Raw genomic sequence first — 13,500 nt, 5'->3', positions numbered from 1 at the left:
ACGTTTGCGAGCCGCGTGCTCACTCCGTGAGACCGAACTCTTTCATCGCGGGAAGGAAATCGTGATTGACCTTGTCCGTGTTGCGCGAGAGTTTCGCGAGCGCGTAACGCTGGAAACGATCGAGTTGGCCCCAGCGATCGAGACTCGGCGCGCTGATCCCGGAGAGGCTGCTTTGACGGATCACGGTTTCCGGCACGGCATCGGCGTGCATCCACACCGGATCGGGGTCGCGTTCGATCTTTTCGGGCGCGGCATTGGCGTGCGTCTTCAGCATCTCTTCAAGCGCGAGGTCGAAGTTCTTCTCGAGCTCGGCCTCTTCTTCGATCGGAAAGCGCGCCAGCAACGCGCGATCTTCGTAAGGAAGCTGCTGCCATTGGTCAAGCGAGATGCGCATGCCGAAGCGGTCGAGATTGAAGCGCACGGCAAGCGGAATGAAGCGCAGATTGTCAGAGGATTCGACTTCGAATCCGAAGAGACGCGCGGCGTCGTAAAGTCCCATAGCGAAGCCTCGTTGGATTGAAGCGGGCGGCGCGGCGCGCGATGCCCGCTTAAGTTATTGTAGGGCCTTGGATCTGGCTGGAACCATTGCAATCTAGCCGCTGTTCGCGTCGCGATGCGTGCGGACAGCAACTTTTGGCAGCAAGTCACATACCCGACTTTACTCGAAGTGAGCGGTCAGGAGCATTGAAGTGGAACAACTCGAAACCGACGACCAACCCGGCTTCGTCGAGCGCCAGGTGCGCAGGCATCGCAAGAACGAAGTTGCGATCGCCGCTGACAACGTCGGTCAGGAATGGCCCGTCGCGCTGGTTTTCAACGGCATTTCGCACGCGGTGATGATGTGCACGCCACGCGATCTCGAAGCGTTCGCAGTGGGCTTTTCGATGACGGAAGGCATAGTTGAGCGCGGCAGCGATATCCACGATATCGAGGTTTATTTGCGGGATGACGGCGTCGCGTTGCCGCATGCGGAAGTGCATCTGCAGGTCGTGCAGCAGGCTTTCGCGTCGCTGAAGGACAAGCGGCGCGCGCTCGCCGGGCGCACCGGATGCGGCGTGTGCGGCATCGAAAGCATCGACTTGCTCGATCTTCAGCCGGAACGCGTGCCGGAGACCGGCTTTCTGAATCGTCTCGCGTCCGATGCGATCGAACGCGCCGCGCGCGAATTGCCCGCGCATCAGCAATTGACGAAGCTGACGGGCGGTCTGCACGCCGCCGCGTGGTGCGACGAAAACGGCGCGGTGCGCTACGCCTTCGAGGACGTCGGGCGGCATAACGCGCTCGACAAGCTCATCGGCCAGTTGATCCTGCGCCGCGAGGACACGACGCAAGGTTTCGTGTTCCTGTCGAGCCGCGCGAGCTATGAACTCGTGCGCAAATCGGCGCGCGTCGGCGTGCCGATGATCGCGACGATTTCCGCGCCGACCTCGCTCGCCATTTCGATCGCGAAGCAGGCGGGCCTGCGGCTCGTCAGCTTCGCGCGCGAGAACAGCTTCGTCGAATACGATGTCGAGTGAAGCGCGCTATTCGAACTATCCGAGCTATTCGAACTTACTGAAGTCCGGCTTGCGCTTCTCGAAGAACGCCTGAAACGCCTCGCGCGCTTCGGGCGCGACGAGCATCCGCGAGAAATGCGCGGCTTCGTCTTCCATGCGCGCGGTCACTTCCTGCGCGTGCGCGCCTTTCATCAGCGACTTGGTCACGCGCAGCGACGACGCCGGCAGGAGCGCGAGCCGCTTCGCCTTGTCGAACGCGTAGGCGTCGAGTTCGGCGGCATCGATCGCGCCGTTGAGGAAGCCCATGCCGATCGCTTCGTTCACGTCGAACGCTTCGCCCAGCAAGAGCTTTTCCGCCGCGCGCTGATAACCCGCCGTGCGCGGCAGCAGCAGGCTCGACGCCGCTTCCGGACACAGCCCCAGTTGCGAAAACGGCAGCGAGAACTTCGCGTTCGGGCTCGCGTAGACGATGTCGCAATGCAGGAGCATCGTCGTGCCGATGCCGACCGCCGTGCCCGCGACCGCCGCGACGATCGGCTTCGGAAAGCCGGCGATGCGCCGCAGGAACTGGAAGACGGGCGCGTCGAGTCCCTTCGGCGGATCGTTCAGGAAGTCATCGAGGTCGTTGCCGGCGGAGAACGTCGTGCCGTTCGCGCGGATCAGCACCGCGCGCACGGTCGGGTCCATCTCGGCTTCGTAGAGGCCGTCGGCCATTTCCTGATACATCGCCGCGGTGATCGCGTTCTTCTTTTCCGGACGATTGAGCACGATGCTCAGCACGCCGTCCGCGCGTTCGATCTGAATCTCCATCCGCTGTCTCCTTCGTGTCGGTCCGCGAGCTTTCGGCACTCGCGGACCGTTTGCGTCAAAGCCGCTCGATGATGCCCGCCGCGCCCATGCCGGTGCCGACGCACATCGTCACCATGCCGTACTTCAGGTTGCGGCGACGCAGGCCGTGCACGACCGTCGACGCGCGGATCGCGCCCGTCGCGCCGAGCGGATGGCCGAGCGCGATCGCGCCGCCGAGCGGATTGACCTTGGACGTATCGAGTCCGAGATCGCCGATCACCGCGAGCGCCTGCGCCGCGAACGCTTCGTTCAGCTCGATCCAGTCGAGATCGTCCTGCTTCAGGCCCGCCGCCTTCAACGCGGCCGGAATCGCTTCCTTCGGCCCGATGCCCATGATCTCGGGCGGCACGCCGCGCACCGCGAAGCTCACGAAGCGCGCGAGCGGCGTGAGGTTGAACTGCTTCAGGATCTTTTCCGACACGACGATCAGCGCGCCGGCGCCGTCCGACGTCTGCGAGCTGTTGCCCGCCGTCACCGAGCCTTTGTTCGCGAACACGGGACGCAGCTTCGCGAGACCTTCGACCGACGTATCCGCGCGCGGACCTTCGTCGAGCGCGATCTCGCGCGCGTTCACGCGAACTTCGCCCGATGCGAGATCGGGGAAGCGCTCGTTCAACGTGTATGCGGCGATTTCATCGGCGAATTCGCCCGCTTGCTGCGCGGCCAACGCCTTGCGATGCGACTCCGCGGCGAACGCGTCCTGCGCCTCGCGGCTCACCTTCCAGCGTTCCGCGACGCGCTCCGCCGTCAGCCCCATGCCGTACGCGATGCCGACATCTTCGTTGCGATCGAAGATATGCGGCGACAGCGAAGGCTTGTTGCCCATCATCGGCACCATGCTCATCGACTCGCAGCCGCCGGCGATCATCGCATCGGCTTCGCCGACGCGGATGCGGTCCGCCGCCATCGCGAGCGCCGTCAGGCCCGACGCGCAGAAGCGGTTCACCGTGACGCCGCCGACGGTGTTCGGCAAGCCCGCGAGCAACGCGCCCATGCGCGCGACGTTCAGTCCTTGCTCGGCCTCGGGAATCGCGCAGCCGACGATCGCGTCCTCGATCACGTTCGTATCGAGCCCCGGCACCTGCGCGACGGCCGACCTGATCGCGTGGACGAGCAGCTCGTCCGGGCGCGTGTTCCTGAACACGCCGCGCGGCGCCTTGCCGATCGGCGTGCGGCTCGCGGCGACGATGTATGCGTCTTGAAGTTGTTTGCTCATCTTATGCAGCTCCGCTTAGTTACGCACCGGCTTGCCGGTCTGCAACATGCCCATGATTCGCTCTTGCGTCTTTTGCGTGCCGAGCAGCTCGACGAACGCGCGGCGCTCCAGCGCCAGCAGCCATTCTTCGTCGACGAGACTGCCCGCTTCGACATCGCCGCCGCACACGGCTTCGGCGATACGGCTCGCGATCAGATAGTCGTGATCGCTGATGAAGCGCCCGTCGCGCATGTTGACGAGCGACGCCTTGATCGTCGAGATCGCCGAGCGGCCCGCGACCGGCACCTGCTTCACGCGCAACGGCGGACGATAGCCCGATGCGCTCAATGCGCGCGCTTCCTTCTTCGCGATGTCGAGCAGTTCGTGCACGTTGAAGACGATCGTGTCGGACGGCTTCAGATAGCCCATCGCGCGGGCATCGAATGCGGAGGACGACACTTTCGCCATCGCCGCGTTTTCGAAGGACTTCTGCAGGAACTTGAGCAGATCGCTGGTCGCGTTGACGGCGCTCGCCGCTTCCGCCGCGCGCAGTGCCGCTTCCTTGAGACCGCCGCCCGCCGGCACGAGACCGACGCCCACTTCGACGAGACCGATATAACTCTCGACATGCGCAACGCGCTTCGCCGAATGCAGCAGCAGCTCGCAACCGCCGCCGAGCGCAATGCCCGAAACCGCCGACACGACCGGCACGTTCGCGTATTTCACGCGCATCATGCCTTGCTGGAACTTTTTCACGAACGGCTCGATGCCCTTCGCGCCGCCCATCATGAACGCGGGCATCGCTTCTTCGAGATTCGCGCCCGCCGAGAACGGACCGCCCGGCGCGCCGAGTTGCAGCGAAGTCGGCTGCCAGATCACGACGCCACGGTATTCCTTCTCCGCGAGTTCGATGGCTTGCGTGAGGCCCTCGATCACGCCCGGACCGATGGTGTTCATCTTCGACTTGAACGACACGATCACGACATCGCTTTGATCGTCGTCGAGCCACGCGCGCACGTTTTCGGTTTCGAAGAGCGTCTTGCCGTAGGTCTTCGGATCGGCGCCCGTCTCACCGACGAGCGGCGCGCGGAACACCTGCTTCTCGTACACGGGCAGCGTCGAGCGCGGCTCGAAACGGCGCGCGGCGGGCGACCACGAACCTTCGTCCGTGTGCACGCCGTTCTTCTCGGCGACGGGACCATCGAGCACCCACGCGGGCAGCGGCGCGTTCGAGAGCGCCTTGCCTGCATCGATGTCTTCCTGGACCCACTTCGCGATCTGCTGCCAGCCCGCGGCTTGCCAGCTTTCGAACGGTCCCTGGTTCCAGCCGAAGCCCCAGCGGATCGCGAGATCGACGTCGCGCGCGTTGTCCGCGATCGATTCCAGATGGACCGCGATGTAATGGAACACGTCGCGGAAGATCGCCCAGAGGAACTGCGCCTGCTTGTTGTCGGTTTCGCGCAAGAGCTTGAAACGCTCGGCTGGCGGACGCTTCAGAATGCGGCCGATGAGTTCGTCGGCTTTCGCCCCGCCATCGACATAAGAAGCCGTCTTCGGATCGAGAACCTTGATCGCCTTGCCTTCCTTGCGATAGAAACCCGCGCCCGTCTTCTGGCCGAACGCGCCGTTCTTGACGAGCGCGTCGAGCACGGGCGGCGTCTTGTAGACGGCGAAGAACGGATCGTCGGGCAGGTTGTCCTGCATCGTCTTGATGACGTGCGCCATCGTGTCGAGACCGACGACATCGGCTGTGCGGAACGTCGCGGACTTCGCGCGGCCGAGGCGCGAGCCGGTGAGATCGTCGACTTCGTCGAAGCGCAGGCCGAACTTTTCGGCTTCGGCGATGACCGCGAGAATCGAGAACACACCGACGCGATTCGCGATGAAGTTCGGCGTGTCTTTTGCGCGCACGACGCCCTTGCCGATCACGCTCGTCAGGAACGTTTCGAGTTGATCGAGGATCTCGGGCTTCGTGGATGCGGTCGGGATCAGCTCGACCAGATGCATGTAGCGCGGCGGATTGAAGAAGTGCACGCCGCAGAAGCGCGATTTGAGTTCATCGGAGAAGCCGTTCGACAGCTCCGTGATCGACAGGCCCGACGTGTTGCTCGCGAAGATCGCGTGCGGCGCGATGTGCGGTGCGACCTTCTTGTAGAGATCGTGCTTCCAGTCCATGCGCTCGGCGATGGCTTCGATCACGAGATCGCATTCTTTCAGTTTCTCGATGTCGTCGTCGTAGTTCGCGGGTTCGATGTACTGAGCGTCGTCTTTCACGCCGAACGGGGCGGGCGACAGCTTCTTGAGGTTCTCGATGGCCTTCAGCGCAATGGCGTTCTTCGGGCCTTCCTTGGCCGGAAGGTCGAAGAGCATGACCGGGACGCGGGCATTGATCAGATGGGCGGCGATCTGCGCGCCCATCACGCCCGCGCCGAGCACGGCGACTTTTTTGACGTTCACGGTGGGGTCACTCCGGGGTTCGTGAATGTTTGGGGTTTCGTCTTGCTGCGGCTTTCGCTTTTTTGTTCGCTTTCGCTTTCGCTCGGGTTCGCTTCCGCCTTCGTGCAATCCTGTTTTCGCGTCGGTCCATTAGCACTGCCGCCCCGCACAGGGGCAACGCTAATAGACCGACACGAAAACGGGATCACCCGAAAGCGAAAGCAGAAGCGAAAGCAAAAACATCAAAACAACGCTTCGTCGTAATCCATCATAGGCTTGGCACCGGCCCGAGCAGCGCGAATCGTAGAAGCGGTCTCAGGCAGCAGCTTGGCGAAATAGAACCGCGCGGTGGCCAGCTTGGCCTTATAGAAAGCATCACCGCCAGAGGCACGATCGAGCGCAACCCTCGCCATCCGCGCCCAGAAATAAGAAAACACGAGATGCCCGACAGTGCGCAGATAGGGCACAGCAGCAGCCCCGACCTCATCGGGATTCTGCATGGCCTTCATGCCGATCTCCATCGTGAGCTTCTGCACCTTCTCGCCGATATCCGCGAGCGGATTGATGAACTCCTGCATCTCCGGCTTCACGCCTTCCTGCTCGACGAAGTCCGCAACCAGCTTGCCGAAGCGCTTCAGCTTCGCGCCCATGTCGCCGAGAATCTTGCGGCCCAGCAGGTCCAGCGCCTGAATGGAATTCGTGCCCTCGTAGATCATGTTGATGCGCGCATCGCGGACGTATTGCTCCATGCCCCATTCGGAGATGAAGCCATGTCCGCCGTAGATCTGCATCGCCATGTTCGTGCCTTCGAACGCGTTATCGGTCAGGAAAGCCTTGATGACCGGCGTCAGCAGCGCGACAAAATCGGCGGCTTCGGCGCGCACGGCTTCATCCGCATGCGACAGTTCCTTGTCGATATTCAACGCCGCCCAGTACGTGAACGCGCGGCCCGCCTCGGCATAGGCCTTCTGCGTGAGCAGCATGCGACGCACATCCGGATGCACGATGATCGGATCGGCGGCCTTCTCCGGCGCCTTCGGGCCGGTCAGCGAGCGCATCTGCAGACGCTCTTTCGCGTACACGAGCGAGTTCTGATACGCGACTTCAGTCAGCCCGAGACCCTGCATGCCAACGCCCAGACGCGCGGCGTTCATCATCACGAACATCGCGTTCAAGCCCTTGTTCGACTCGCCGACGAGCCAGCCCTTCGCGCCGTCGAGGTTCATCACGCAGGTCGCGTTGCCGTGAATGCCCATCTTGTGCTCGATCGAGCCGCACTTGATGTCGTTGCGCGCACCGACCGCACCGTTCGTGTCCGGTACGAACTTCGGCACGATGAAAAGCGAGATGCCCTTGGTGCCCATCGGCGCGCCGGGCAGACGCGCGAGCACCAGATGAACGATGTTCTCGGCCATGTCGTGCTCGCCGCTCGAAACGAAGATCTTCGTGCCGGTGAGCGCGTACGAGCCGTCGGTATTCGGCTCGGCCTTCGTGCGCAGAATGCCGAGGTCCGTTCCGCAATGCGGTTCCGTGAGGCACATGGTGCCGGTCCACTCGCCCGAGACGAGCTTCGAGAGATACGTCGACTTCTGCTCCGGCGTGCCGTGCGCATGCAGGCATTCGTAGGCGCCGTGCGACAGGCCCGGATACATCGTCCAGGCCTGATTCGCCGAGTTGAGCATTTCGTAGAGCGCGTTGTTCACGAACGCGGGCAAGCCCTGGCCGCCGTACTCGGGATCGCATCCGAGCGCGGGCCAGCCTGCATCGATGTACTGCCGATAAGCTTCCTTGAAGCCGGCAGGCGTCTTCACGACGCCATCGCCCCCGTAAGTGCAGCCTTCGCGGTCGCCGCTCTGATTGAGCGGGAACACGACTTCGGAGCAGAACTTCCCGGCTTCCTCGAGCACCTGATTGATGGTGTCGGCGTCGAGGTCGGCATGCTTCGGCATGCTCTTCAATTCGGCTTCCACGTTCAGCACTTCGTGCAGCACGAACTGCATGTCGCGAAGGGGGGCGGCGTACTGTCCCATGAGTCTCTCCAGTTTCTTCAAGCGTCTGGTTGCGCGCCGCCGAACCCTTTGTCGATTCGAACGGCGCCGCTAACGGCTGTCGGTCTGTTGCGATGTCAGATTCGTGGCCGGGATCGGAGTCGGCTGCGCAACGCTTCCATTCGCGCCCGCACTCGACGTCTGATACGACTGAATCGTCTTTTCCAGCGCGTCCCGCGTCAGTTGCACGGCTTCCGGCAGATGCAGGAAGCGCGCGTCGTGATGCAGGCCGAGCGTAAAGCTGTACAGCTCGAACAGCATCAGATGCGGATCGGTTTCCGCCTTCAGATGCCCTTCGTCCTTCGACTGGCGGATCGCGCGCAGCAGCGCCTCGCGCCACATGCTCACGCTATGCACGAGCTGCTCGCGCACGGCGCTCGCGGCGCGGTCGTCGTACTCCACCGCTCCGCTGATATAGATACAACCCGTGGTCACTTCCTGGATGCGTTTCTCCATCCAGCGATTCATCATCGCGCGCAATCGCGGCAGGCCTCGCACCTCACGCAGGCTCGGAAAGAACACCTCATCTTCGAAGCGCCTGTGGTACTCGCGCACCACTTCCACCTGCAAGTCCTCGCGCGACCCGAAATGCGCAAACACACCGCTCTTGCTCATTTGCATCCGTTCGGCCAACAGGCCGATCGTCAGCCCTTCCAGCCCGTCCCGACTTGCCAACTCCAGCGCTGCGTCGAGAATCGCGGCCCGCGTCTGTTCGCCTTTTCGCATGATGTCCCTACCGTTCTTATGTGACCCGTAAAATCGAACGGCCGTTCTATTATTATGGCCGAACGTTGGTGATACAAGCAGATTTTTAGACACGCATTTCTAAAACGCCAAGCCTTGTCTATAGGATAAATCTCAACAATGTCCGGGTTCATTGTCGCGTTTTATGTACGGACTGCCTGTAAGTGACTGCCCGAATCTCCCGATTCGTGGGAAGCCTTCTCCAGCGCTGCTTGTCGGTATGTATTTTTGCGCAATCGCTGCTAAAAGGCAGGTTAATCGTACTGCCCGATGGTGATCACCTTCATCATCAACCGGTACGTGTTATAAGCCAGCCAATTAAGCGTGCGCTCCGTAACGGGCCGCGCCGCATAGTGTTTTTCATCGATGGGGCGGCCTTCGTCAAAAGCCTGAAGAATGGCGTCGTGCAACCCCGCGATCTCGGAATGATTGACGAGCACCATGTTGGCCTCGTTGTTGAGCACGAGCGAAAGCGCATCGAGATTGGATGAGCCGATGGTCGCCCAGTCCGCGTCCACTACCGCGACCTTGCCGTGAAGCATCGTCTTCTCATACTCGGCGATCCTCACGCCATGCTTGAGCAGATTGCCGTAGAGAAACGGCGTCGCGTAATCGAGCGCGACGAACTCCTTACGACCGATGACGAGGGACACGCGCACGCCGCGCTCCGCCGCGTTGACAAGCGCGCGCCGCAGTTTGCGACCCGGCATGAAGTAAGGATTCGCCAGCAGGACTTCGCTCTCGGCGTTCGCGATCGCCCGCAGATACGCCTTTTCGATCGCGCGCCGGTTGAGCAGATTGTCGCGCGCGACGAACGCGACGCACGGGCGATCGACCGCGTGAATCTCGCCGAGACGCGCGCGCCGGCGTGCCAGCATGGCGCGACGGGCGTTCCATCGGCCGGGCGCGCGATCGCTCTCTTGCGTTTCACAACCCGGCTGCGACGGCTGACGCGGCTTCACGCCGAGCCGGATGCGCTGCCATTGGAGATCGAACGCTTCGCGCACGTCCTTGACGACGGGGCCTTGCGCCTCCATCGCGAAATCCCAGCGCGGACGCTCCAGACGCGTGCCGTTCTGGTCGTAGTCGTCGACGATATTGATGCCGCCGCAGAACGCAAAGGTTTCGTCGATCAGCGCGAGCTTGCGATGCGTGCGCGACCAGCCTTGCGGACCGAACAGCAGATGCGGGTTATAGATGCGATGCTCGACGCCGCGCGCCTTCCAGAGCTCGAACATCGGCAGATTGCTTTCCGTGCCGATGCCATCCGTGATCACGCGCACCGTGACGCCGCGCTCGGCGGCGCGCACGAGCGCATCGGAGACGGCGCGACCGATGTCGTCGTTGGCGAAGATGTAGGTTTCGAGCGACACCGATTTGCGCGCGTTGTCGATCCGCTCGATCAACGCCGGAAAGAACTGCACGCCACCTTTGAAGAGCCTGACGTGATTGCCCGTCGTGAAGCATAAGCGCGGCGGCCGGCGGCCGGAGAACAGCGCCTGGCGCAGCCGCTTGAAACTGCGCCGGGGACGCAGTCCGATCATCGGTTATGCGCCGCGAGGCGCTCGGGCAATTGCAGGATCGCTTCCCGGTTCGACCACGAGAAGCATCGGTCGGCGGCCTCGCGAAACGGCAGCCAGAGATGCGCGGTGTGTTCGCGCGGCGCGAGCGTCACTTCGAGACAATGTGGCACGAGCAGGCTGAACTGATGCTCAGTGTTGCGCATGATCCCTTCCGCGTAGCGATGCCGCCATTGCGGATAAATCTCGTACTGAATGCTGTGATGCCAGTCGAGCAGCGCGTTCTCGGGCACGAGCGCGCTGCCTATCACGATGCCCGTCTCTTCCTGCACCTCGCGCGCGGCGGTCTCGATGAGCGGCTCGTCGATGTGATCCTTCGAGCCCGTCACCGATTGCCAGAAGCCCTTGTGATCCGCGCGTTCGATGATGAGCACGTCGAGCTCGGGCGTATGAATGACGACGAGGACGGATTCGGGAATTTTGGGCGGCTTCTGCATGAGCTTTTGAACGCGCGTTTCTTTATCTGTTTATGCCCAAAGACTGTAACGCAAAAAACGAAAAAGGCGCACCCGGCGCCTTTTTCATCACATCGACAACGAAAGCTGCTTATTGCGCTTTCTGCTCCGGCTGACGCAGACGGATGTGCAACTCGCGCAACTGGCGCTCGTCCACTTCGCTCGGGGCCTGCGTGAGCAGATCCTGCGCGCGCTGCGTCTTCGGGAACGCGATCGTGTCGCGGATCGAATCGGCGCCGGACATCAGCGTGACGATGCGGTCCAGACCGAACGCGATGCCGCCATGCGGCGGCGCGCCGTACTGCAGCGCGTCGAGCAAAAAGCCAAACTTCAGGCGGGCTTCTTCAGCGCCGATCTTCAGCGCGCGGAACACCTTGCTCTGCACGTCTTCCTGGAAGATACGCACGGAACCGCCGCCGATTTCCCAGCCGTTCAGCACCATGTCGTACGCCTTCGCAAGGCAGCGGCCCGGGTCCGTTTCCAGATACTCGAGGTGCTCGTCCTTCGGGCTCGTGAACGGGTGATGCGCGGCCACGTAGCGGTTCTCTTCCTCGTCGTACTCGAACATCGGGAAGTCGATGACCCAGAGCGGCTTCCAGCCGGTTTCCAGCAGGCCGTTCGCCTTGCCGAATTCCGAATGACCGATCTTGAGACGCAGCGCGCCGAGGCTGTCGTTCACGACCTTCGCGCGATCCGCCGCGAAGAAGATGATGTCGCCGTCTTCCGCCGCCGTGCGCTCCATGATCGCCGCGAGCGCCGCGTCATGCAGATTCTTGACGATCGGGCTTTGCAGGCCGTCGCGGCCCTTGGTCTTGTCGTTGACCTTGATCCACGCGAGCCCCTTCGCACCGTAGATGCGCACGAATTCCGTGTAGCCGTCGATGTCGCCGCGCGACAACTCGCCGCCCTTCGGCACGCGCAGCGCCGCGACGCGGCCGTCCTTCGAGTTGGCCGGCATGCTGAACACCTTGAAGTCGACGTCCTTCACGGCATCCGTCAGGTCGGCGAATTCGAGCTTCACGCGCAGATCCGGCTTGTCGGAGCCGAAGCGGCGCATCGCTTCCGAGTACAGCATGACCGGGAATTTCTCGGGCAGCGCGACTTCCATCGTCTCCTTGAAGACGTGGCGGATCATGTTCTCGAACAGATCGCGGATTTCCTGCTCGGTGAGGAACGAGGTTTCGCAGTCGATCTGCGTGAATTCCGGCTGACGGTCGGCGCGCAGGTCTTCGTCGCGGAAGCACTTGGTGATCTGGTAGTAACGGTCGAAGTTCGCGACCATCAACAATTGCTTGAACAATTGCGGCGACTGCGGCAGCGCGAAGAACTGACCCGCGTTCACGCGCGACGGCACGAGGTAGTCGCGCGCGCCTTCCGGTGTGCTCTTGGTCAGCATCGGCGTTTCGATGTCGATGAAGCCCTGCGCGTCGAGATACTTGCGCACTTCCATCGCGACGCGATAGCGCAGGCGCAGATTCTTCTGCATCTGCGGACGGCGCAGGTCGAGCACGCGATGCGTGAGGCGCGTGGTCTCCGACAGGTTGTCGTCGTCGAGCTGGAACGGCGGCGTCACCGATGCGTTCAGCACCACGAGTTCGTGGCATAGCACTTCGATCTTGCCGCTCGTGAGGTTCGCATTGACGGTGCCTTCCGGACGGTTGCGCACGACGCCCTTCACCTGCACGCAGAACTCGTTGCGCACGCCTTCGGCCACCTTGAACATCTCGGCGCGGTCCGGGTCGCAGACGACTTGAACGAGGCCTTCGCGGTCGCGCAAGTCGATGAAGATAACGCCGCCGTGATCGCGCCGGCGATGCACCCAGCCGCACAGCGAGACGGTTTCGCCCAGTCGGGCCTCGGTCACCAGACCGCAGTATTCAGATCGCATCGACATGATGTTGTGTCTTTCGTTGTTCGTTAATCAACGGCTCGCGCGCTCGGGTCATGCTCTCTCGCGGCTGACTCTCGCTGCGCGCGCGCCGGCATTACATCGGCGGCTCGGTGGGGCGGCGGGCTGGCGCGACCGGTGTCGGTGCGCTCGGCGAAGGGGCCACCACGCCCATCGAGACGATGTACTTCAGTGCGGCGTCGACGGTCATGTCCAGTTCGACGACTTCGCTTTTCGGCATCATCAGGAAGAAGCCGGACGTCGGGTTCGGCGTCGTCGGCACATAGACGCTCACGTGCTCTTCATCGAGATGATTCAGCACGTCGCCGCCCGGAATGCCCGTGAGAAATCCGATGGTGTACGAGCCTTTGCGCGGATACTCGATCAGGAGCGCCTTGCGAAACGCGTTGCCGCTCGAAGACAGCAACGTGTCCGACACCTGTTTCACGCTCGTGTACAACGGGCCGACGACCGGAATGTGACGAAGGATGGCGTCCCACCATTTCACGAGCTTCTGGCCGACGAAGTTCTGCGTCAACAGCCCGACGATGAAAATGAACGCAAGCGTCAGCACCGCGCCCACGCCCGGCAGATGAAAACCGACGATCCGCTCGGGCTGCCACGATTGCGGCAGCAGAAGCAGCGTCTGGTCCATCGTTCCGATCACGAGCCCGAGCACCCACAAGGTGATGGCGAGCGGCACCAGCACGAGCAGGCCGGTGAGGAACACGGTTTTCAGCGTAGTCTTTTTCGTGGTCATTTACACGGGGCGAAGGCTGCGCCGGCTCTCGAGTGCGTCGGAGATTCGG

Annotated in this window: 11 protein-coding genes; 1 reads left to right on the top strand and 10 read right to left on the bottom strand. The window is 62.6% G+C overall.

What is annotated here, in order from left to right; translation table 11 throughout:
• Positions 1-19: 19 nt before the first annotated feature.
• Entirely contained in the window at positions 20-499 is a 480-nt protein-coding gene (locus tag NCS02_RS02065; protein WP_008351596.1) for a nitrate reductase associated protein, read from the bottom strand.
• A gap of 190 nt (positions 500-689) precedes the next feature.
• Here NCS02_RS02065 and fdhD point away from each other — a divergent pair, with 190 nt between their 5' ends.
• Positions 690-1,517, top strand: a complete 828-nt coding sequence (fdhD, locus tag NCS02_RS02060; protein WP_250519299.1) for a formate dehydrogenase accessory sulfurtransferase FdhD — start codon at positions 690-692, stop codon at positions 1,515-1,517.
• 24 nt (positions 1,518-1,541) lie between these two features.
• Here the strand turns inward: fdhD and NCS02_RS02055 are convergent, their stop codons facing one another.
• The 9 genes from NCS02_RS02055 to NCS02_RS02015 all read right to left on the bottom strand — a co-directional run bounded on the left by NCS02_RS02055 (position 1,542) and on the right by NCS02_RS02015 (position 13,451).
• Positions 1,542-2,306 carry an enoyl-CoA hydratase gene (locus NCS02_RS02055; RefSeq protein ID WP_250519298.1) on the bottom strand — a complete coding sequence of 255 codons (765 nt, stop codon included), beginning with the start codon at positions 2,304-2,306 and terminating at the stop codon, positions 1,542-1,544.
• Between the two features lie 55 nt (positions 2,307-2,361).
• Positions 2,362-3,561 (bottom strand): acetyl-CoA C-acyltransferase, encoded by a 1,200-nt coding sequence (locus NCS02_RS02050; RefSeq protein ID WP_034470589.1) that lies wholly within the window; start codon positions 3,559-3,561, stop codon positions 2,362-2,364.
• Between the two features lie 15 nt (positions 3,562-3,576).
• On the bottom strand, positions 3,577-5,997 hold the full coding sequence (locus tag NCS02_RS02045; RefSeq protein ID WP_350029925.1) for a 3-hydroxyacyl-CoA dehydrogenase/enoyl-CoA hydratase family protein: 2,421 nt from the start codon (positions 5,995-5,997) through the stop codon (positions 3,577-3,579).
• A gap of 221 nt (positions 5,998-6,218) precedes the next feature.
• On the bottom strand, positions 6,219-8,006 hold the full coding sequence (locus NCS02_RS02040) for an acyl-CoA dehydrogenase C-terminal domain-containing protein (RefSeq protein ID WP_250519296.1): 1,788 nt from the start codon (positions 8,004-8,006) through the stop codon (positions 6,219-6,221).
• A 69-nt stretch (positions 8,007-8,075) separates the two neighbouring features.
• The gene (locus tag NCS02_RS02035) at positions 8,076-8,750 is read right to left on the bottom strand and encodes a TetR/AcrR family transcriptional regulator (RefSeq protein ID WP_008351607.1); all 675 of its coding nucleotides are present in this window, start codon (positions 8,748-8,750) and stop codon (positions 8,076-8,078) included.
• A 272-nt stretch (positions 8,751-9,022) separates the two neighbouring features.
• Positions 9,023-10,312 (bottom strand): phospholipase D-like domain-containing protein, encoded by a 1,290-nt coding sequence (locus NCS02_RS02030; RefSeq protein WP_034470584.1) that lies wholly within the window; start codon positions 10,310-10,312, stop codon positions 9,023-9,025.
• The gene (gene nudB / locus NCS02_RS02025) at positions 10,309-10,785 is read right to left on the bottom strand and encodes a dihydroneopterin triphosphate diphosphatase (protein WP_008351611.1); all 477 of its coding nucleotides are present in this window, start codon (positions 10,783-10,785) and stop codon (positions 10,309-10,311) included. Before nudB ends, NCS02_RS02030 begins: the two co-directional genes overlap by 4 nt.
• A 109-nt stretch (positions 10,786-10,894) precedes the next feature.
• Positions 10,895-12,697, bottom strand: coding sequence for an aspartate--tRNA ligase (aspS, locus tag NCS02_RS02020; protein WP_008351612.1), 1,803 nt, complete (start codon positions 12,695-12,697; stop codon positions 10,895-10,897).
• Positions 12,698-12,788: 91 nt separating this feature from the next.
• Positions 12,789-13,451, bottom strand: coding sequence for a DUF502 domain-containing protein (locus NCS02_RS02015; RefSeq protein WP_008351614.1), 663 nt, complete (start codon positions 13,449-13,451; stop codon positions 12,789-12,791).
• Positions 13,452-13,500: the final 49 nt, after the last annotated feature.

Source organism: Caballeronia sp. NCF2 (assembly GCF_023631205.1).
GTDB classification, from domain to species: domain Bacteria; phylum Pseudomonadota; class Gammaproteobacteria; order Burkholderiales; family Burkholderiaceae; genus Caballeronia; species Caballeronia zhejiangensis.
The sequence above is the reverse complement of the archived record's forward strand: the minus strand, read 5'-3'. Positions and strand labels throughout refer to the sequence as shown.